Below are 18501 nucleotides of genomic sequence, written 5' to 3' on the forward strand. Positions count from 1 at the left end.
AAGCAGCATGAGTACGATACTTGTGCTGTTTTATTTTTGTATCAATTTATCGGCTGAAGCCTTTTTTATTTCTATCACATGGTTTACAATACTAGGTTGTTGCATTTAAAAATTTAAGTAAAACAATTAGGCGGTTTATGAAAATCTATTTGGCAAGAAATAATGTGCAAGCAGGGCCTTATACCCTAGATGAACTAAACACCATGCTGTCATCAGGCGAAGTGCTGCTGGATGATTTGGCGTGGCATAAGGGAATGAGTCAATGGCAAAAATTGGGCGAATTAACCCAAGGTCAATTGCATTATGCGCCTGTTTTGCCTAAGTCTGCCAGCACAGTCGCACCAAGCCAAACCACAACTGCACCACAGCAGCGCGATTTTGGGGATAATCCTGATTTTCATCCGACTGATGATGCTCTGCCAAAGACTGAAGATAAAAAACGCGTCAGTGTTGCTGATTTGTATGGTCGCGCTACCCCTGAGCAAGCTAAAACCACCCAAGAGCGCGCACCGCAAAGCATGCAACCTAAAGTAGGTGAGCAGGCGATTTATGCCAGCATCGGTTCGCGCTTTTTGGCGACGGTGGTGAATTTTGTGCTGTTTTTATTGAGCCTGTTGCCGTTTTTACAAAGCTTTATGTCGCTCAATCCTGATCCTGTCAAGCTGAATACAGGCGCATTCACTGAGCGCATGGCATATGCCCAAGAGCTTGCGACACAGATTGCACCGCAGGCGATGACGCTGACCAGTGCGCTGATTTTGTCATATGTGGTGATTCAGCTGATTTTGATCATCGCGCGCGGTCAGTCATTTGGTAAAATGGTGGTCGGTATTCGCACGGTCGATGATAAGACGCATGACAAGCCCAATTTCTTTAAGCGCGTGATTTTGCGCGTACTGCTGCTGTTTGTGATTTATCAAGTAGCATCAGGCTTACCTGTGCCGATTAACTTATCATTGATTTTATTGATGATTAACTATTTCATCGCAAGTCGTGATCGCAACAGACAAGGATGGCATGATAAATTGGCAGGCACTGTGGTGGTCAAAACTTCATCTGTTCCCTTCAAAAAGAAATAAGATAAAATGATGCAATTGACAGAACAAGCACAGGCGACCCTTGCGCGTGTACAGCTGCCCGATGAATGGAAAATGGCACTGGCGCCTGCGTTATTAAGCCCGACGATGGATGGCTTGCGGACTTTTTTACAAGGCGAATACGCAGAAGGCAAAGAGATTTTTCCGCCGACCAAGCAGATTTTTAACGCCTTTCATCTGACGCCATTATCGCAGGTGAAAGTGGTGATCTTGGGGCAGGATCCCTATCATGGTGCAGGGCAGGCGATGGGCTTATCGTTCAGTGTGCCAAAGATCATCCCAAAACCGCCAAGTCTTCAGAATATCTTAAAAGAACTTGCGCAAGATCTGGGTATTCCTGTCAGTCATCATGGCGATCTAACCCATTGGGCGACCCAAGGCGTGCTGCTGCTCAATGCTACTTTGACCGTAGAAATGGGTAGAGCGGGTAGCCACCAAAAGCAAGGTTGGGAAGAATTTACCGATTATGTGATCAAGGTGTTGAACGAACAAACCGACCGTACGGTTTTTATTCTGTGGGGCAGTTATGCCAAGAATAAAGGGCGGTTCATTGACACAAGCAAGCATTTGGTTTTGACGGCAAATCATCCATCGCCACTGTCGGCAAATCGCGGTGGATTCTTTGGCAGCCGTCCGTTTTCTAAGACCAATGCTTATTTGATCAAGCATGGTAAAACACCGATTGATTGGCAGTTACCCTAAAGATAATGTCAATTAATCTTAAGAAACCTATAGCCAATTGGGCTGATATTCATTTTCGCCATTGTCAATTTTGGTCATTGTTTGATGTGGCGATAATGCAGCAGGCGTTGGCATTGGCAAAGCAGGGCGCGGCAGCAGGCGAGATCCCTGTCGGCGCGCTGCTTGTGCATGATGGACAGATCATCGGGCAGGGTTATAACTGCCCAATCGGTACGCACAATCCCACGGCACACGCTGAGATCGCTGCACTGCAGGATGCTTGTGCGCGGCTGAATAATTATCGTCTGCCTAAGGATACCACGCTGTATGTGACGCTTGAGCCTTGTACCATGTGCTTTGGGGCGCTGATTCATGCGCGCGTCACTCGTGTGGTATATGGCGCAAGTGAGCCGAAATCTGGCGCGGTTGGCAGCCGGTTAAGTTTGCATCAGATGGATTTTTATAATCATCATATCGCGGTACAAAATGGCTTATTGGCGTGTGAATGCTCACAAGTATTGAGTAATTTTTTTAAACAACGCCGTAAAGATAAACGATCAGAAAAATTGGCAAAAAGTTAAGAACTTTAAACAGGTTTGAGAATTTATTATGACAAATCAAACACACACCGTCATCTGTATCGATGGCCCAAGTGGCGCGGGCAAAGGTACGCTGGCGTATCGCTTGGCGGATGAATTGGGCTATAATTTACTGGATAGTGGCGCGCTGTATCGCATCGTTGGCTTGCTTGCGCATCAAGCAGGCTTGCTTGTCGATGGCGTGGCAGATTTGGAAGTGCAATTAGAAAAATTAACCCAATCTTTAAACCTTGCTTTTGTGATCAACCACGATACCAAGGCGGTGGAAATTGTCATCAATGGCAAACCACTACAAGATGATATTCGCAATGAAACGGTGGGCAGCTATGCGTCAAAAGTTGCGGTCTTTCCTAAAGTGCGTGCCGCGCTACTTGATGTGCAGCGCAACATGGCAGCCCAAAATGGCGTGATCGCCGATGGTCGCGACATGGGAACGGTGGTATTTCCTGATGCGCCTGTGAAGGTATTTTTGACCGCCAGTGCTGCTGCGCGCGCCGATCGCCGTGTGGCACAGCTAAAGCAAGCAGGCAAAGCGGCGGATTATGATGCGATTTTAAATGACATCAAAGCGCGTGATGAGCGCGATGAGAACCGCAGTGTTGCCCCGTCTAAGCCTGCTGATGATGCGTTGGTGCTGGATAGCTCTGAGCTTGATGCGTCGCAAGTCTATGCCAGGGTGCGAGCTTTTTGTGAACAAAAAGGTGTTGTCTTTACAAATTAAGGCACGCTGAGCATTTTTTTAATCCGTCATCACACCAAAAAAGCTCAAGAAAACTGTAAAAATTGGGTGATTTTTGGTTAAAAATGATGTAAAATAATGCGGTTTAAATTTTTTAATGCGTGAGCGAAGTGAAAATCCAGCAATGCTTGGCATCATGCTTAACTGAACCACACTGTGCTGGCAGGCTGTGGCTATATTTTTTAAGGTAAACATAATGGTATCATTTGCTGAACTGTTTGAAGCAAGCCAATCAGAACAAGGTCTTAACATTGAGCGTGGCTCAGTGATTTCAGGTACTGTGGTTGCGATTGACAGCGATTGGATTACAGTGGACACTGGTCTTAAGTCTGAAGGCATCGTTGCTCGTGAAGAGTTCCTAAACGAAGCTGGTGAGCTTGAAGTAGCAGTAGGCGACAGCATCGATGTGGTTGTTGAAGCTGTGGACAATGGCATGGGTCAAACTGTGCTATCACGCGAAAAAGCGAAGCGTGAAGAAAGCTGGCGTGCACTTGAGCAGCTACACGAAAACGACGAAATCGTTAAAGGTGTTATTTCTTCTAAAGTTAAAGGTGGTTTCACTGTTGAAATCGGTTCTGTTCGTGCGTTCCTACCAGGTTCTCTAGTAGATGTTCGCCCAGTACGCGAAACAACTCACCTAGAAGGCAAAGAGCTTGAGTTCAAAGTTATCAAGATCGACAAGCAACGCAATAACATCGTGGTTTCTCGCCGTGCCGTTATGGAAGCTGAAAACTCAGCAGAGCGTGATGAACTACTAGCCAAACTAGAAGAAGGTATGGAAGTAGAAGGTATCGTTAAGAACCTAACTGACTACGGTGCATTCGTTGATCTAGGTGGCATCGATGGTCTTCTACACATCACTGACATGGCTTGGAAGCGTATCAAGCATCCATCAGAAGCTGTTGAAGTTGGTCAAGACCTAAAAGTTAAAGTATTGAAGTTTGACCGTGAGCGTAACCGTGTTAGCCTAGGTCTAAAACAACTTGGTACTGATCCATGGAACGAAGTTGAAAAAACTTATCCAGTAGGCACAATCACCAAAGCACGCGTAACTAATCTAACTGATTATGGCTGCTTCGCTGAGATCGCTGAAGGCATCGAAGGTTTGGTACACGTTTCTGAAATGGATCACACCAACAAGAACATCCACCCATCAAAAGTTGTTCAAGTGGGCGACGAAGTGAATGTGATGGTTCTTGAGATCGATGGCGAGCGTCGTCGTATCAGCCTAGGTATCAAGCAAACCATGCCAAACCCATGGGCAGAGTTTGACAAGAACCACGAAAAAGGTCAAAAAATCAGCGGTACCATCAAGTCAATCACTGACTTTGGTCTATTCATCGGCCTAGAAGGTGGTATCGATGGTCTGGTTCACCTATCAGACATCTCTTGGACTGAAGCTGGCGAAGAAGTAATCCGCAACTACTCAAAAGGCGACACTGTAGAAGCTGTTGTTCTATCTGTAGATGCAGAAGCAAACCGCATCAGCCTAGGTATCAAGCAACTGAACTCAGATCCATTCAACGAATACCTACTAGCGAACGATCGCGGTGCCATTGTTAAAGGTTCTGTAAAAGAAGTTGACGCTAAAGGTGCAGTCATCACTTTGGCTGAAGAGGTAGAAGGCTACCTACGCGCTGCTGACATCGCACGCGAGCGTACTGAAGATGCTTCTAAAGTATTGAATGTTGGTGATGAAGTTGAAGCAAAAATCGTTGGTGTAGATCGTAAATCTCGCAGCATCAGCCTATCTATCAAGGCTAAAGATGAAGCAGATGAGCGTCAAGCCATCAAAGAGCTTTCAAACACTGCAGCAACTGAAGCACAGCCAAAAACACTTGGCGACATCTTCGGTGATGCGCTAAAAGGCTAATCACTAGCACTTTTAAAAAAGCGATGGGTGTTTTACCCATCGCTTTTTTTGTGTTTACATCATTTGAACCGGTGCGCAAATGATAAAATTTACAAAACACTGCTTAATTCAATGAATTTTAACAAAATATTCGTTCACTTTTTGCGAAAATTACGCTATTATTACAGAACATGAGTTTGATTTGACTGATGACAAAAAAGGTTTGAAAGTTATTGGTGCTAAAAGGATGGTGTTCATGCAATCAGCACAAGCTGTTATTAACAAGTCTGATTTAATTACCAATTTGGCTGCGGTCAGCGAAGGCTTAGAAGAGCATACGGTTGATGAAGCGGTGCGTCTGATCATGGCGATGATGGTCGATGAATTGGTCAATGATGGTCGTATCGAAATTCGCGGCTTTGGCAGTTTTTGTTTACATCATCGTACAGCACGCATGGCGCGTAATCCACGCACGGGTGAGCAGGTTCAGGTGGATGCCAAGGCAGTACCATTTTTCAAGCCCGGTAAAGCACTTCGCGAAGCCGTCAATGCAGTCAATGACTGATCCACCCGAAAGACATTGAGTTTTTTTATGCATATTATTCTGATTATCTTATTGGTCATCGCCTTTGCTTATTCATTGGCGTTGGTGGTGTTAAATAACCAAGCCATCACGGTTAATCTGCTGTTTTCACAAGTGGCGGATATGAGCTTGGGTTTGGTACTGGTTGCGACCATTTTTCTTGGTGTGTTGATCGGTATTTTGCTTGCGCTGCTTATTTTCCGTGTATTCCAAAATAAATGGGAAATCAGCCGCTTGAAAAAAGAAGTCAATACCGTCCAAGCGCAATTGACAGATGCCAATCTAAAACTTGCTGAGCAAGCCAAACAGCTTGAGATGGCGCGTCAAAATGACACTTTGGCTGCAATGACTGAAACAACTGTCAATGCGCCACAACAACAAGTTGGGCACACACAACAATAAAGATGTGTTAAAATAAAAACCGTTATTTCAAACGGTTTTTTTATTGCCAAAAATTTAATCTGGAGTGAATTATGAGTACATCGCCTGTGATTGTTGCGGTGGATAAGCACAACTTAACTGACGCTTTGGCACTGGCGGATAGCTTAGATCCATCACTATGCCGACTAAAGGTGGGTAAAGAGCTGTTTACTGTTTGCGGTGTTGATGTGGTTAAAGCATTTCATCAGCGTGGCTTTGATGTGTTTTTGGATCTGAAATTTCACGACATTCCTAATACCACGGCGCAAGCAGTGCTGTCGGCGGCGGATATGGGCGTGTGGATGACTAACATTCATGCCAGCGTTGGCGTTGATGCCATGCGACTGTGTAAAGAGCGATTGAGTGCAAGTGGCTATAATACGCTTTTGATTGCGGTGACGGTGCTGACATCGATGACAGATGCCAATTTGCAAGAGCTGGGTATTAATCGCAGCGTTGCCGAGCAGGTGGAGCATTTGGCAGGCTTGACACATACCGCAGGTTTGGACGGTGTAGTCTGTTCAGCGCAAGAAGCGACGAAATTAAAAGCCAAATTCGGCGCGGATTTTAAATTGGTTACACCGGGTATTCGTCTAGCGGAGGATGCCAAAGATGACCAAAAACGCATCTGCACGCCAAAAGATGCGCTTGATAATGGCTCAGATTTTCTGGTGATTGGGCGTTCGATTACTACTGCGGATAATCCTAATGACAAGCTAAGACTGATTTTGTCGCAGATTTAAGTGGTTTATAGCAAAAAAACCTTGGTTGTGCAATACAGCCAAGGCTTTTTGTTTGTAGGGTTTATTGATCCAAATAAGGATTACCAATCCCCAATTTCGCCAAAATCTCAATTTCAAAACTTTCCATCTCATCAGCATCAGCATCGCTGATTTCATGATCAAAACCAAGCAGGTGCAAAATGCCGTGTACGGTTAAGTGCGTTAAATGATCATTAAAGCGTTTGCCTTGTTCGTCAGCTTCTTTTGCCACGACATCATGACAAAAAATCAACTCACCCAATTCAATCTCAGGCAATTCATCCAATAAATAGCTTGGCAATTCGCTCGGATAAGACAGCACATTGGTGGCATAATCTTTACCGCGTGCATCAAGATTGAGCGCACGACCTTCTTGGGCATCGGTGATATAGATGCTTAAGGTCTTAGGCTTATGCCAATAATCCACCGCATTATCAAAATAGCGAAATGATGCACCATTTGCCAATTTATCATCCATCACAGATAGGGCGGTGGCAAGTACCGTTTCAAAATCAAAGCCATCATATTGGGCGATAAGCGCGCCATCAAGTATATCATTGCAGCTGACAAAAACTTCATGACTCATGATGCTTCACCTTGAGTGGTGGAAGTTTGAGTGTTTGATTCGATCTTATCGCTTTGTTCGGCAAGCTTGACAGCTAGGCGTTCGGCTTTTTTCTGCGCTTGGATTTTTTCTTGTTCATCATCGAACGCATCATAGGCTTGGACGATTTTTTGCACCAAATGATGACGCACGACATCTTTACTATCAAAGCGAGTGATATGAATTTCATCAATTTTTGATAGGATTTGCAGAGCCTGAGCAAGACCTGACTTATGACCGCGTGGCAAATCGACCTGCGTCATGTCGCCTGTGATCACCGCGCGTGAACCAAAGCCCAAACGCGTCAAAAACATCTTCATCTGCTCAGGCGTGGTGTTCTGTGCTTCATCGAGAATTACAAAAGAATTATTCAGCGTGCGACCGCGCATATAAGCAAGTGGCGCAACTTCAATAACTTGGCGCTCAAGCAGCTTGCCAACTTTTTCAAAGCCAAGCATCTCATACAGCGCATCGTACAGTGGGCGCAGATACGGATCGATTTTTTGGGTCAAATCCCCTGGTAAAAAGCCTAATTTTTCACCCGCTTCAACTGCAGGACGCACAAGCAAAATCCGCTCAATCTCACCGCGCTCAAGCATATCAACCGCGCACGCCACAGCAAGATAAGTCTTACCTGTACCTGCAGGACCAACGCCAAAAGACACATCAGAAATTAAGATTTTCTTAACATATTCCTGCTGATTATAGCCGCGTGGGGTGATTTTGCCTTTGCGCGTGCGCAGGCTGATGTCGGCATAAGGGGTTTTGGCTTGGCTTGGTGCATCGGCTTTACGCGATAAGCTGGATTGGATGACCAAATGCAGCTCTTCACCGTCGATGTCGTCTTGCTCTTGGGCAAGTTCGGCAAGCTTAGCAAGGATGATCTCAGCGCGTTCTACGGCGGTCAAGTCGCCTGTGATGATGAACTGATTTTGGCGGTTGATGATTTGGATTTCTAGTCTTTCTTGAATGTATTTTAAGTGTTTATTATATTCACCCAATAGGGTACGCAGTTCATGGGTGTCAATCTCAAGGGTAATGGTGCGAGTGATGCTCAAGGGTTTTCCTTTTGTTGATAAATTATAAAATACAATATGTTAAGTGAAATATAGCTGATACAATGCCATCAGCCATAGGACAAATTGCAAGGTCAAAATCACCATCTGCGCGGCCGAGCCGACATCTTTGGCGACTTTTGATAATGGGTGAAATTCATCCGAAATGCGATCAATCGCCGCTTCAAGCCCAGTGTTAAATAGCTCAACAATGATGGATAAAGCACTGACTAACAGCAAAATCATCTTGATGGCGAGTGTAAAGGGCAGGGCGAAAATAACGATGACTAATAAGATGTTCAGTAGGCTTACTTGGCGAAAGGCAGCTTCGCTTTTAAAGGCCGCCTTAAAGCCATCAATCGAATAACCTGCTGCTTTGATGATGCGGCGAATGCCTGTTTTGCCCTTCATGTCTTGGGCGTAGCTAGGTTTTTGGTTCATATAAAACGCTTAACAACAATAGATGTCTTATTATATCGGTCTTTGGGTGTTTCTTAAAGGGTTTTTGCCAAACTATTTTTAAAAAGGCACAAAAAACTCACAAGCAAAAGCTGTGAGTTTCTTAAATATGGTGGGGTCGGAGAGACTCGAACTCTCACACCTCGCGGCGCTGGAACCTAAATCCAGTGCGTCTACCAATTCCGCCACGACCCCAAGTTGTCTTTGAAACTATTGTCTATCAAGCTATCATCAAGATAGTGTAGTGCGTTTCAATGTCGGCTATTATAGCGCAAAAATTTTATTTGGCAAGTGTTTTTTGTAAAAAAATCAAAAAAAGTCAGACCATTATAGCCTGACTTAATTTGTAAGCATAAAAATCTCAATAAAATCAATAATTTATCAAACTAATTATGGTGCAACTTCAAAGGTTTGCACAGGGGTTGGAACGCCATCAACTTCGACAGTCAGCGTATAAGTACCGATAGGGTCGTTGTTATCGAACTTCCAGCAGCGTTGTACCGATGACTGCGCAATGCTGTCCGCCATGTTGCTCACGGTGTGCTTAGTGCCGTCGATTGAGCTTTGGACGATTGATTTGCCATCGGTGAAGCTGCTGCCTGCTGGCGATGTGAAGACTTCTTTGACATTGACTTTGCTGCCAAAAACAGGCGTACCAGCGATCACGCTCCAACACGCACGGTGGGTGGGATTTGAGCGTGAGATTACATTGGTCGGCTGTGGGCGTAGGGTATTGGCAGACTCTTGGAAGATACCAAAAGTATAACGACCGCCTTTTGCTGCCAGTTGGCTGGTAGGTTCGTTAGCGGCTTGTACTTGGCTGCTTACGCCAAGGGCAGCAACCAAAATACAAAAAGCGAATTTTTTCATACAATTTCCAAAAAAATTGACCAAAAAGCCCAAATTGGGCAGGGTTTTGTATTAGTCTAGCGGTTTTTGTTTGGCTTGACAATGTGGATTGTGGATAAAATTGTTATTCATTGGTAAATTATCTCTGATAAACACATCTTAATTATGCATAAATTGATGGGTGTAATTTTGTATAGAGAAATTGTAAATACTGCATTTCAGCGTTGCAAAGTCGCAAAGCACTGGATATAATATACAGATTAGTTTGTAAATGATGTTTTAAGAAAAATTACTTATTTTCTTGAAGTTTGACTTATGCGCTAAGACCGTGATGGTTTTGGCTTTTTGTTGTGTCAAAAACATACATTATGAATGTAAAAAAGCTTATGATTGTCAAGCGCAATCAATGAGCGCAAATCCTTGATATATGGGCACTTATGCGACATTTTTTATTTGATATTATTTTTACCGTCGTCTGCTTTATTATTGCAGCGTGGTGGGGTTATAGCCACGGCGGTATTTCGGCGATGTTTTTGGCACTGGGTGTGACTGCGATTTTGGCGATCATGGAAGTGTCATTATCATTCGATAATGCGGTGGTGAACGCATCCATTCTTAAGGGCTGGAGCGATTTTTGGAAAAAAATCTTCTTGACCATCGGTATGATCATCGCGGTATTTGGTATGCGTTTGGTATTCCCAATCGTCATCGTTGCCGTCACTGCTAATCTTGGCATGATGGAAGTGGTGAATTTGGCACTGACCAACCCAACCAAATATGCAGAGCATTTGAACGCGCATCATGCTGAGATTTCGGCATTTGGTGGTATGTTCCTATTGCTGGTTTTCCTAAAATTCATGTTCGGCGACAAAGACATCCATTGGTTCCGCTGGCTAGAAGCGCGCCTTGTCCGCTTTAGTAAAGTCGATGCAATGAGCGTGTTTGTGGCGTTGGTTGTGCTGATGATTTCGATGACTTGGGTCGATGAAGCCAAGCAGGGCGTAGTACTTGTGGCAGGTATCTGGGGTATCTTGGTGTATCTGGGTGTCAGCGTACTCTCGGCACTGCTTGAAGGTGAGAGTGATCCTGACGAAGTGGTTTATGATGCCAAAGGCAATGTCATCACCAATACCGCAGGTGTATCACCAACCATCCTAAAAGGTGGTGTGGCAGGTTTTCTATATCTAGAAGTGCTGGATGCGTCGTTTAGTTTTGACGGTGTGATTGGTGCATTTGCCATCACCAACGATGTGATTATCATCATGATTGGTCTAGCAATTGGTGCGATGTTTGTGCGTTCGATGACCATTTATTTGGTGGATAAAGGCACGCTGAGCGAATTTGTGTATCTTGAGCATGGTGCGCATTACGCCATCGGTGCATTGGCGATTATTATGCTGCTATCGACCAAATTCCACGTTCCTGAGATTGTGACAGGTCTGATTGGTGTGGCATTTATTGCACTGTCGATCTTTAACTCTGTACAATACAATCGCAGAAATCCAGCATCTTAGTCAAAATGTCTAAATGCTGACAATACCCGCCTTGATGGTGGGTATTTTTTTATGTGAAGTGGATAATGATATGAGTATGGAAATTTGATAAATTTGTCAAAAAATCACTGGTATTTTTGTAAAGTTTTTTGTATAATGTGCAAAATCTATATCAAAGCGAGTGAACATGAAAAAGAGTAGCTTAAATCTTGCCTTATATGCAATTTAAGTTATTTATTTTTCTTTAGTTTGCTCGCTTTTTTGCGGGCTATTTTTTGGGAAAATTCTTAAAAATCAATGCCTTATAGCAGATATCTAGTAGTAATAAGCATTAATCGGAGCGGGTGATGGCAAAAGTAAAAGCAATCTTAGCACTGGCGGACGGAACAATCTTCCGTGGCGTAAGCATCGGTGCCACAGGCGAAACTGTCGGTGAAGTGGTATTTAACACAGCGATGACAGGCTACCAAGAGATCTTAACCGACCCAAGCTATGCAGGACAAATGGTCACCTTGACCTATCCGCACATCGGCAACACGGGCTGTAACGATGAAGATCGTGAATCAGGTCGCATCCATAAGGTGTGGGCGACAGGGTTGATTATTCGTGATTTGCCGCTACTGCACTCAAACTTTCGTGCCACAGGCTCGCTGTCAGATTATCTGATTGCCAATAATGTCGTGGCGATCGCTGACATTGACACTCGTAAGCTGACCACATTACTACGCACCACAGGTGCTCAAAATGGCTGCATCATGACAGCCGATAGCGATGGCAATATCGATGAAGCTCGTGCGATTGAGCTTGCCAAATCAGCACCATCGATGAAAGGTCAAGACCTTGCCAAGGTCTGCTGCGACCAAGACGGCTACATCTGGACTGAAGGCTCATGGGAGCTTGCCAATGATGGTCGCAATGCTAAGACAACCGAGACTGGTGGCCGCTTCCGTAAGCTTGGTGAAGATATCGAGCATCGCTTTAATATTGTGGCTTATGACTTTGGTGTCAAAACCAACATCTTGCGTATGCTTGTCGATCGTGGCTGTCATGTCACTGTCGTACCTGCGACCACGCCTGTGGCTGAAGTGCTAAAGCATAATCCAGATGGTATTTTCTTGTCAAATGGCCCTGGCGACCCTGAGCCATGTACTTATGCCATCGATGCGATTCGTCATATTATTAATGAGACCGCCATTCCAGTGTTTGGCATCTGCCTAGGTCATCAGCTATTGGCATTGGCAAGTGGGGCGAAGACCTTGAAGATGAAGTTTGGTCATCACGGAGCGAACCATCCAGTCCAAAATATCCTAGATGGTACTGTGATGATCACAAGCCAAAACCACGGTTTTGCGGTCGATGAATCAAGCCTGCCTGCCAAAGTGCGTGTGACACATCGCTCATTGTTTGATGGCTCAAACCAAGGCATCGAGCTGACCAATCGTCCTGCATTTAGCTTCCAAGGACATCCAGAAGCTAGCCCAGGCCCACATGATTGTGCAGTGCTGTTTGATCAATTTATTGAGCAGATGAGCGAGTTTAAGGGCTAGTTGGTCATGCAAGTGATTACCAGCCACGATGTATCTCGCCGTTGGGTATTGGCACTGATGGCGGATGGGCAAGTACGCACCCGCCATCAGATTTATGCAGATACTGCTAAACTTGCCAACATCACTAAAGAAGAATTGGCAGCACCGTTGGCATCGGGTCAAAGCCGTGTCGAAAATTCTTTGGGCTGGGCGATTTCTGGCTTTACCAAAGCAGGTATTTTTAAAAGATTGGCAAGAGCTACTTATCAAATTACACCGCTTGGCACCAACAAAGCCAAAGAGTGGCGTGATTTGCAAGGTATTAGCGAAAAGCAATTTGTGGGTTTGGCTGATTGGGATAATTACCAAGCAGAAATCAAAGCCCGTAAAACACAGCAGAGTCAAACCGATCATTTGGCAGTGAATCTGAACGATACTGACCTTGATGTCGAGATTGATTATGAACAACAAGCCATCACAGCGGTGCAAGAGCTTGAAAACTTGTTGGCGGTGGATTTGCTTGAGCGACTGCGGACTCAGACACCTGAATTTTTTGAAAAGGCGGTGATTCGCACTTTGCTTGCGATGGGTTATGGCGGTAAAGAAAATTTGTTTGAACATGTCGGTAAATCGCATGATGGCGGTATTGATGGCGTGATTAAGCAAGATCCGCTTGGTATCCAAAATATCTATATCCAAGCCAAACGCTATCATGATGGCAACACGATTGGTAGTAAAGAAATTCAGTCGTTTGTTGGTGCGTTGCAAGGTCGCGGCGTTGAGCGTGGTGTGTTTATCACCACATCATCATTTACCAAATCTGCTAAAGAGTACGCTGAAAAGCTATTGGGTAAGGTGGTGCTGATTGATGGTCAGGATTTGGTGACGCTGATGATTCGCTACAAAGTTGGTATTCAGACCAAACAATTGCTTGAAATTTGTGAAATTGACGAAGATTTTTTTGAATAACTAGATTTAAAGATTTAACCAAAAGGGTAAGATTATGCCAAAACGCAATGATATTAAAAGTATCCTAATCATCGGCGCAGGCCCGATTGTCATCGGTCAAGCGTGTGAGTTTGACTACTCAGGCGCTCAAGCCTGTAAAGCCCTAAAAGAAGAGGGTTATCGAGTTATCCTAGTGAACTCAAACCCTGCAACCATCATGACTGACCCTGTGATGGCGGATGCGACTTACATTGAGCCGATCACTTGGCAGACTGTTGAGGGTATCATCGCCAAAGAGCGTCCAGATGCTATTTTGCCAACCATGGGCGGTCAAACTGCTCTGAACTGTGCACTAGATTTGGATAAGCATGGCGTGCTTGCCAAATATGGCTGTGAACTGATTGGTGCGACCAAAGATGCCATCGAAAAAGCCGAAGACCGTGAGCTGTTTGACAAAGCCATGAAAAAAATCGGCCTAGAATGCCCACGCGCTGACATCGCTGAGACGATGGAAGAAGCACTTGAGATTCAGGCACGCTTTGGCTTCCCTGTGATTATCCGTCCTTCATTTACCATGGGTGGCTCGGGTGGTGGTATTGCTTATAACCGCGATGAATTTATTGAAATTTGTGAGCGTGGCTTTGATCTATCACCTACGCATCAGTTGTTGATTGACGAAAGCTTGATCGGCTGGAAAGAGTATGAGATGGAAGTGGTGCGTGACAAGAACGACAACTGCATCATCGTCTGCTCAATCGAAAACTTCGACCCAATGGGCGTGCATACTGGCGACTCAATCACCGTTGCCCCAGCACAAACCTTAACTGATAAAGAATATCAGCTGATGCGTAATGCATCGATCGCAGTACTGCGTGAAATCGGTGTTGAGACTGGTGGCTCAAATGTGCAGTTTGGTATCAACCCTGCCAATGGTCGCATGGTGGTGATTGAGATGAACCCGCGTGTGAGTCGCTCATCAGCATTGGCATCTAAGGCAACTGGTTTCCCAATCGCCAAAATCGCCGCCAAATTGGCTGTCGGCTACACCCTAGATGAGCTAAAAAATGACATCACAGGTGGCAAAACGCCAGCAAGCTTTGAGCCATCGATTGACTATGTCGTGACCAAGATTCCACGCTTCAACTTCGAAAAATTCCCACAGGCCGAAAATACCTTGACCACTCAGATGAAATCGGTGGGTGAGGTGATGGCGATTGGTCGTAATTTCCAAGAATCAATGCAAAAAGCTTTGCGTGGCCTAGAAACGGGTGCGACTGGCTTTGATGAAATCATTGAGCTTGAAGGCAAGTCAGCCGATGCCATCAATAGTGAAATCAAAAACAAGCTGTCGATTCCAACGCCTGATCGTATCTTCTATATCGCTGAAGCGTTTCGCCATGGTTTTGATTTGGATGCAGTCTATCAATACACCAAAATCGATCCTTGGTTCTTGGTACAAATTGAAGACATCGTCAAAACCGAAAGCGAAATCAAATCACTGGGCTTTGGTGGTCTGACTGCTGACAATCTGCGCGCCTTTAAACGCAAGGGTATGAGCGATCTTCGTATCGCCAACTTAATGGGCATCAGCCAAAAACAACTGCGTAAACAGCGTTGGGATCTTGGTGTGTATCCTGTGTATAAGCGTGTCGATACCTGCGCGGCAGAGTTTGAGACTTCGACCGCTTATATGTATTCAAGCTATGATGATGAATGCGAAGCACGCCCAAGCGACAAAGATAAAATTATGGTCATCGGCGGTGGCCCAAACCGTATTGGTCAAGGCATCGAGTTTGACTACTGCTGTGTGCACGCAGCACTTGCCATGCGTGAAGATGGCTATGAGACCATCATGGTAAACTGTAACCCAGAGACTGTCTCAACAGACTATGACACATCAGATCGCCTATACTTTGAGCCTGTAACGCTAGAAGATGTGCTTGAGATTATCCGCACCGAAAAACCAAAAGGCGTCATCGTGCAGTATGGTGGTCAAACGCCATTGAAACTTGCTCGTGCACTCGAAGAAGCAGGTGCGCCAATCATTGGCACAAGCCCTGATGCCATCGACCGTGCCGAAGACCGTGAACGCTTCCAGCGTATGTTACATCAGCTGAACCTAAATCAGCCACCAAACGCACTGGCGACCAGTAGCGAAGATGGTATCGTCAAAGCACAATCTGTCGGTTATCCACTAGTTGTCCGTCCATCCTATGTCCTAGGTGGCCGTGCGATGGAAATCGTGTATAACGAAGATGAGCTCAAACGCTATCTGCGTGAGGCGGTACAAGCATCGAACGAAGCACCAGTACTACTAGATCGCTTCTTGGATGATGCCATCGAAGTGGATGTGGATTGTGTGTCTGATGGCAAAACCGTCGTCATAGGTGGTATCATGCAGCACATCGAACAAGCAGGCGTGCACTCAGGCGACTCAGCGTGTAGCTTGCCACCGTATTCGTTGAGTAATGACATCCAAGATCAGATCCGTGAGCAGACGATCGCCATGGCAAAAGAGTTGGGTGTGGTCGGTCTGATGAATGTGCAATATGCGGTCAAAGATAACACTGTGTATATCCTAGAAGTGAACCCACGCGCGAGCCGTACAGTGCCATTTGTCTCAAAATGTATCGGCACATCACTTGCCAAAGTCGCTGCCCGTTGTATGGCAGGCAAGAGCTTAGAAGAGCAGGGCTTTACCAGTGAAATCATCCCGACACATTATTCGGTCAAAGAAGCGGTATTTCCATTTGCCAAGTTCCCAGGTGTGGATCCAATCCTAAGCCCAGAGATGAAATCAACAGGTGAAGTGATGGGTGTGGGCAAGACCTTTGGCGAAGCTTTCTACAAAGCTGTCATCGGCTCAAACGAACGCCTACCAGGCTTGCCGGTAGCAGGCGAAGTCAAAAAAGCCTTCTTGTCAGTGCGTGATAGTGATAAGAAGCATCTGGCCGAGCTTGGTAAGCAGCTTGTCGGTTATGGCTTTAAGCTTGTGGCGACAGGTGGCACTCAGCAGGTATTGGCGGATGCAGGCATCGCTTGTGAGCGTATCAATAAGGTCAACGAAGGTCGTCCACACATTGTTGATATGCTAAAAAATGGTGAAATCCACTTGGTCATCAACACCACCGAAGGCAAGCAAGCTCAAGAAGATTCGTTCTTGATCCGTCGCAGCGCCCTACAAAACAAGGTGTTCTATGTGACCACGATGAGTGCTGCTCAAGCGGTGTGCATGGCGTACCAAGTCAAACTGCCATTTGATGTGTATAAGCTGCAAGATTTGCACGCATAATATCCGCACAAATAAAAAATACCGACAGGTTTAATTGAACCGACCCCCAATTCTTAGACACTAAGATTAACGGTTAAGGTTTCATCAAGGACTGAGTTCTGTATTGTACAGGACTCAGTCCTTTTAATTTGCTCTTTATTCTATCATGGTTGTAGTAGTGAATGTACTCATCAATCACTTTTCTAAGCTCATCTGGTGAAGTGAATTTAGTTTTCTCATAAAATATCTCTTCTTTTAATGTCCCAAAGAAACTCTCTATCACTGCATTATCCAAGCAGTTACCTTTTCTTGACATACTTTGGATAATGTCATTGTCTTTTAAGGTTTGTTGGTAATTGCTCATTTGATAATGCCAGCCTTGGTCAGAATGCAAGATGGGTTTGTCATCACCAGTTAGCGTTGTTATGGCTTTGTGTAGCATGTCTTGCACTAACTCATAAGTCGGTCTGTCTTTGATACTGTAGCTAATGATCTCACCATTATACAAATCAATGATGGGTGATAAATACAGCTTTTGCTCTTTGATACCGCCATCATAAGTTTTGCTTTGTATTTTAAACTCAGTGACATCTGTTGCCCATTTATGATTGGGCTTGTCTGCTTTAAAATCACGGTTTAAGACATTGGTAGCGATTTTGCCTACTCGTCCACGGTAAGTGCTGTGTTTGCTTCGCTTACGACGAATTACTGCTTTAAGCCCAAGCTCGTGCATTAGCCGTTGCACTTTTTTATGATTGATAACAAAGCCTAACTGCTTTAGTGCTAGGGTAATACGCCGATAGCCATATCTGCCTTTGTGAGCGTGGTAGATGTTTTGGATTTTATCTTTGATAACAGTGTCTTGCTCAGGTCTGCTTAATTGTTTTAGATGATAGTAAAAAGTACTTCTTGGTAAGTGTGACACGTTAAGCAAATCATCAATCAGATAGGTTTGCCTTAATTCTTGCACAATCATCACTTTTTCTTGGGTGATGATGCGTTGTGTTTTTGACGAATTAAGGCATCGAGCTTTTTTAGATAAGCATTCTCAGCTTCTAGATATTGAATGCGTCTGAGTAACTCGGCGTGTTCATTGGTTAGTGTTTTATCTGTCCTGTCCACCTTGGCTGTTTTAGCTACTTTGCTTGTTTTCGTTGCTTTGGCTACTTTATCTGATTTATTGGTTGATTTGCTCATAGGTCTTCTGCCTTTAGGTTTGGGAGTAAGTCCCATGATACCATGAGTTTGATAAGCTTTTAACCATTGAAAGAGCACACTTGGGCTACTGATGTTTAATTCAGTGGCAACTGTTGGCATAGATTTGCCAGAGAGTAATTGTAATACTGCTGTGTGTTTAAATGCTGGTGAATAACTGGCTTTGCTTGTTCTTGGGCGAATGCCATCAATCCCATGAGTTTGGTAGAGTCTCACCCAGTTTTGGATGATAGAGCTTTCTATGCCAAAAAATTTGGCTGTCTGATTGTAACTATGTCCTGTTAAATAATGTTGAATGACGGACAGTTTAAAGTCCATTGTGTATTTGGTCATAAAAACACCCCAAAGG

18 protein-coding genes and 1 tRNA gene are annotated in these 18501 nt (G+C 44.7%); 12 read left to right on the forward strand and 7 right to left on the reverse strand.

Translation table 11 applies throughout. From position 1 onward, the window contains the following. Positions 1 to 137: 137 nt before the first annotated feature. The 4 genes from NKU06_RS09120 (at position 138) to cmk (ending at position 3098) form a co-directional block, all read left to right on the forward strand. Entirely contained in the window at positions 138 to 1079 is a 942-nt protein-coding gene (locus NKU06_RS09120; protein ID WP_254730221.1) for an RDD family protein, read from the forward strand. 9 nt (positions 1080 to 1088) lie between these two features. Further along, positions 1089 to 1799: a uracil-DNA glycosylase gene (ung, locus tag NKU06_RS09125; protein ID WP_254732042.1), complete on the forward strand. Its 711-nt coding sequence runs from the start codon at positions 1089 to 1091 to the stop codon at positions 1797 to 1799. 95 nt (positions 1800 to 1894) lie between these two features. Then, a complete protein-coding gene (gene tadA / locus NKU06_RS09130) occupies positions 1895 to 2359 on the forward strand; it encodes a tRNA adenosine(34) deaminase TadA (protein WP_254730224.1) in 465 nt (154 codons plus the stop codon). A gap of 28 nt (positions 2360 to 2387) precedes the next feature. After that, positions 2388 to 3098 (forward strand): (d)CMP kinase, encoded by a 711-nt coding sequence (gene cmk / locus NKU06_RS09135; RefSeq protein WP_253223404.1) that lies wholly within the window; start codon positions 2388 to 2390, stop codon positions 3096 to 3098. Positions 3099 to 3116: 18 nt separating this feature from the next. Here cmk and NKU06_RS09140 read toward each other — a convergent pair whose 3' ends face one another. Then, complete coding sequence (locus tag NKU06_RS09140; RefSeq protein ID WP_254732199.1) at positions 3117 to 3311, reverse strand: hypothetical protein; 195 nt, start codon at positions 3309 to 3311, stop codon at positions 3117 to 3119. Here NKU06_RS09140 and rpsA point away from each other — a divergent pair. The 4 genes from rpsA (at position 3310) to pyrF (ending at position 6714) form a co-directional block, all read left to right on the forward strand. Next, positions 3310 to 4989 (forward strand): 30S ribosomal protein S1, encoded by a 1680-nt coding sequence (gene rpsA / locus NKU06_RS09145; RefSeq protein ID WP_254732044.1) that lies wholly within the window; start codon positions 3310 to 3312, stop codon positions 4987 to 4989. The two genes, NKU06_RS09140 and rpsA, sit on opposite strands and share 2 nt — an antisense overlap. A gap of 235 nt (positions 4990 to 5224) precedes the next feature. Then, a complete protein-coding gene (locus NKU06_RS09150) occupies positions 5225 to 5533 on the forward strand; it encodes an HU family DNA-binding protein (protein ID WP_253223405.1) in 309 nt (102 codons plus the stop codon). A gap of 27 nt (positions 5534 to 5560) precedes the next feature. Further along, on the forward strand, positions 5561 to 5953 hold the full coding sequence (locus NKU06_RS09155) for a LapA family protein (RefSeq protein ID WP_253223406.1): 393 nt from the start codon (positions 5561 to 5563) through the stop codon (positions 5951 to 5953). 71 nt (positions 5954 to 6024) lie between these two features. Continuing rightward, positions 6025 to 6714, forward strand: a complete 690-nt coding sequence (gene pyrF, locus NKU06_RS09160; protein ID WP_253223407.1) for an orotidine-5'-phosphate decarboxylase — start codon at positions 6025 to 6027, stop codon at positions 6712 to 6714. 61 nt (positions 6715 to 6775) lie between these two features. On the opposite strand, the gene ybeY is transcribed toward pyrF, so the two are convergent. The 5 genes from ybeY to NKU06_RS09185 all read right to left on the reverse strand — a co-directional run bounded on the left by ybeY (position 6776) and on the right by NKU06_RS09185 (position 9720). Then, positions 6776 to 7210 carry an rRNA maturation RNase YbeY gene (ybeY, locus tag NKU06_RS09165; protein ID WP_371928048.1) on the reverse strand — a complete coding sequence of 145 codons (435 nt, stop codon included), beginning with the start codon at positions 7208 to 7210 and terminating at the stop codon, positions 6776 to 6778. Between the two features lie 104 nt (positions 7211 to 7314). Next, positions 7315 to 8394, reverse strand: a complete 1080-nt coding sequence (locus tag NKU06_RS09170; protein WP_254730230.1) for a PhoH family protein — start codon at positions 8392 to 8394, stop codon at positions 7315 to 7317. Between the two features lie 39 nt (positions 8395 to 8433). Further along, positions 8434 to 8832: a diacylglycerol kinase gene (locus NKU06_RS09175; RefSeq protein ID WP_253223410.1), complete on the reverse strand. Its 399-nt coding sequence runs from the start codon at positions 8830 to 8832 to the stop codon at positions 8434 to 8436. A 128-nt stretch (positions 8833 to 8960) separates the two neighbouring features. Further along, positions 8961 to 9045 (reverse strand) — tRNA-Leu (locus NKU06_RS09180). Positions 9046 to 9240: 195 nt separating this feature from the next. Continuing rightward, positions 9241 to 9720, reverse strand: coding sequence for a hypothetical protein (locus tag NKU06_RS09185; protein WP_254730233.1), 480 nt, complete (start codon positions 9718 to 9720; stop codon positions 9241 to 9243). A 416-nt stretch (positions 9721 to 10136) separates the two neighbouring features. Here NKU06_RS09185 and NKU06_RS09190 point away from each other — a divergent pair, with 416 nt between their 5' ends. From NKU06_RS09190 to carB, 4 genes are all read left to right on the forward strand, one after another. Beyond that, entirely contained in the window at positions 10137 to 11213 is a 1077-nt protein-coding gene (locus NKU06_RS09190) for a DUF475 domain-containing protein (RefSeq protein WP_254730236.1), read from the forward strand. Positions 11214 to 11539: 326 nt separating this feature from the next. Continuing rightward, positions 11540 to 12739: a glutamine-hydrolyzing carbamoyl-phosphate synthase small subunit gene (carA, locus tag NKU06_RS09195; protein WP_254730239.1), complete on the forward strand. Its 1200-nt coding sequence runs from the start codon at positions 11540 to 11542 to the stop codon at positions 12737 to 12739. Positions 12740 to 12745: 6 nt separating this feature from the next. After that, the gene (locus NKU06_RS09200; RefSeq protein WP_254730242.1) at positions 12746 to 13687 is read left to right on the forward strand and encodes a restriction endonuclease; all 942 of its coding nucleotides are present in this window, start codon (positions 12746 to 12748) and stop codon (positions 13685 to 13687) included. A gap of 34 nt (positions 13688 to 13721) precedes the next feature. Next, positions 13722 to 16958 carry a carbamoyl-phosphate synthase large subunit gene (gene carB / locus NKU06_RS09205; RefSeq protein ID WP_254730245.1) on the forward strand — a complete coding sequence of 1079 codons (3237 nt, stop codon included), beginning with the start codon at positions 13722 to 13724 and terminating at the stop codon, positions 16956 to 16958. A gap of 73 nt (positions 16959 to 17031) precedes the next feature. Here carB and NKU06_RS09210 read toward each other — a convergent pair. Beyond that, positions 17032 to 18485, reverse strand: a protein-coding gene (locus tag NKU06_RS09210) for an IS3 family transposase (RefSeq protein WP_254728775.1) whose coding sequence is annotated in 2 segments (ribosomal slippage) — positions 17032 to 17975 and positions 17975 to 18485 — 1455 coding nt in all. Because the reading frame shifts where the segments join, the coding sequence is not laid out codon by codon here. Positions 18486 to 18501: the final 16 nt, after the last annotated feature.

Origin of the sequence: Moraxella sp. FZLJ2109 (genome assembly GCF_024296965.1) — a bacterium.
Lineage (GTDB): Bacteria > Pseudomonadota > Gammaproteobacteria > Pseudomonadales > Moraxellaceae > Moraxella.

Bases quoted from the DNA above. Each gene is read 5' to 3' on its own strand.
- carA (WP_254730239.1), top strand. From the start codon at position 11,540: ATGGCAAAAGTAAAAGCAATCTTAGCACTGGCGGACGGAACAATCTTC.
- NKU06_RS09150 (WP_253223405.1), top strand. From the start codon at position 5,225: ATGCAATCAGCACAAGCTGTTATTAACAAGTCTGATTTAATTACCAAT.
- NKU06_RS09175 (WP_253223410.1), bottom strand. From the start codon at position 8,832: ATGAACCAAAAACCTAGCTACGCCCAAGACATGAAGGGCAAAACAGGC.
- carB (WP_254730245.1), top strand. From the start codon at position 13,722: ATGCCAAAACGCAATGATATTAAAAGTATCCTAATCATCGGCGCAGGC.
- NKU06_RS09140 (WP_254732199.1), bottom strand. From the start codon at position 3,311: ATGTTTACCTTAAAAAATATAGCCACAGCCTGCCAGCACAGTGTGGTT.
- ung (WP_254732042.1), top strand. From the start codon at position 1,089: ATGCAATTGACAGAACAAGCACAGGCGACCCTTGCGCGTGTACAGCTG.
- NKU06_RS09190 (WP_254730236.1), top strand. From the start codon at position 10,137: ATGCGACATTTTTTATTTGATATTATTTTTACCGTCGTCTGCTTTATT.
- NKU06_RS09200 (WP_254730242.1), top strand. From the start codon at position 12,746: ATGCAAGTGATTACCAGCCACGATGTATCTCGCCGTTGGGTATTGGCA.
- tadA (WP_254730224.1), top strand. From the start codon at position 1,895: ATGCAGCAGGCGTTGGCATTGGCAAAGCAGGGCGCGGCAGCAGGCGAG.
- NKU06_RS09185 (WP_254730233.1), bottom strand. From the start codon at position 9,720: ATGAAAAAATTCGCTTTTTGTATTTTGGTTGCTGCCCTTGGCGTAAGC.
- pyrF (WP_253223407.1), top strand. From the start codon at position 6,025: ATGAGTACATCGCCTGTGATTGTTGCGGTGGATAAGCACAACTTAACT.
- ybeY (WP_371928048.1), bottom strand. From the start codon at position 7,210: ATGGATGATAAATTGGCAAATGGTGCATCATTTCGCTATTTTGATAAT.
- cmk (WP_253223404.1), top strand. From the start codon at position 2,388: ATGACAAATCAAACACACACCGTCATCTGTATCGATGGCCCAAGTGGC.
- NKU06_RS09155 (WP_253223406.1), top strand. From the start codon at position 5,561: ATGCATATTATTCTGATTATCTTATTGGTCATCGCCTTTGCTTATTCA.
- NKU06_RS09120 (WP_254730221.1), top strand. From the start codon at position 138: ATGAAAATCTATTTGGCAAGAAATAATGTGCAAGCAGGGCCTTATACC.